This window comes from Bradyrhizobium sp. BRP56, from assembly GCF_020194035.1.
In the GTDB taxonomy this organism is placed as follows: Bacteria; Pseudomonadota; Alphaproteobacteria; order Rhizobiales; family Xanthobacteraceae; genus Bradyrhizobium; species Bradyrhizobium australafricanum.
This window is the reverse complement of record NZ_JADYVV010000174.1, coordinates 1-1,049: the sequence shown is the minus strand read 5'-3', so window position 1 is coordinate 1,049 and position 1,049 is coordinate 1. Positions and strand designations below refer to the sequence as shown.

The 1,049-nt window shown below is 68.1% G+C and carries 1 protein-coding gene; it reads left to right on the top strand.

Going from position 1 to position 1,049, the window contains the following annotated elements; genetic code table 11:
* Positions 1–1,049, top strand: a 1,049-nt coding sequence (locus I6F38_RS43220; RefSeq protein ID WP_225164690.1) for a DUF5801 repeats-in-toxin domain-containing protein, incomplete at both ends; no start/stop codon positions are given.

Here is a 1,049-nt window from a genome sequence, read left to right as displayed (position 1 = left end):
CTGACGGGCGCGCCGATCAGCACCAGCGCCAACTTTGCCGGCAACTTCGACGGCGGCACGCCGCATTACGGCACCGACGGTCCGGGCCATGTCGACTACGCGCTGGCGCTGTCGGCCAACGGCCTCGGCTCGGGGCTGTATGCGCTGGATCCGGCCGACGTCACGACGGCGGACAATGACGGCATCGGGCAGGGCAGCCAGATCCTGCTGTACCAGCTTGCGGACGGCTCGATCGTCGGCAAGGTGGGCGCGGCAGCGGACGGCAGCGGCGGCACGCTGTACTTCACGATCAGCGTGGCGGCGAACGGCGACGTGACGTTCACCCAGGACAAGAACATCTGGCACAGCAACACCGGCAACAATGACGAGCTGGCGAGCCTGACGACGGCGGCGAACACGCTGCTGCTGAACCAGACGGTGACCGACGCCGACGGCGATCACGTCACCAAGGGCATCGACCTCGGCAGCGGGGTGTTTGCGATCCACGACGACGGTCCGTCGCTGGGAACGCCGACGGCGGCGGTTGCGGGCCAGCTGACGCTGGACGAGACCAACCTGACGGGCGCGCCGATCAGCACCAGCGCCAACTTTGCCGGCAACTTCGACGGCGGCACGCCGCATTACGGCACCGACGGTCCGGGCCATGTCGACTACGCGCTGGCGCTGTCGGCCAACGGCCTCGGCTCGGGGCTGTATGCGCTGGATCCGGCCGACGTCACGACGGCGGACAATGACGGCATCGGGCAGGGCAGCCAGATCCTGCTGTACCAGCTTGCGGACGGCTCGATCGTCGGCAAGGTGGGCGCGGCAGCGGACGGCAGCGGCGGCACGCTGTACTTCACGATCAGCGTGGCGGCGAACGGCGACGTGACGTTCACCCAGGACAAGAACATCTGGCACAGCAACACCGGCAACAATGACGAGCTGGCGAGCCTGACGACGGCGGCGAACACGCTGCTGCTGAACCAGACGGTGACCGACGCCGACGGCGATCACGTCACCAAGGGCATCGACCTCGGCAGCGGGGTGTTTGCGATCCACGACGACGG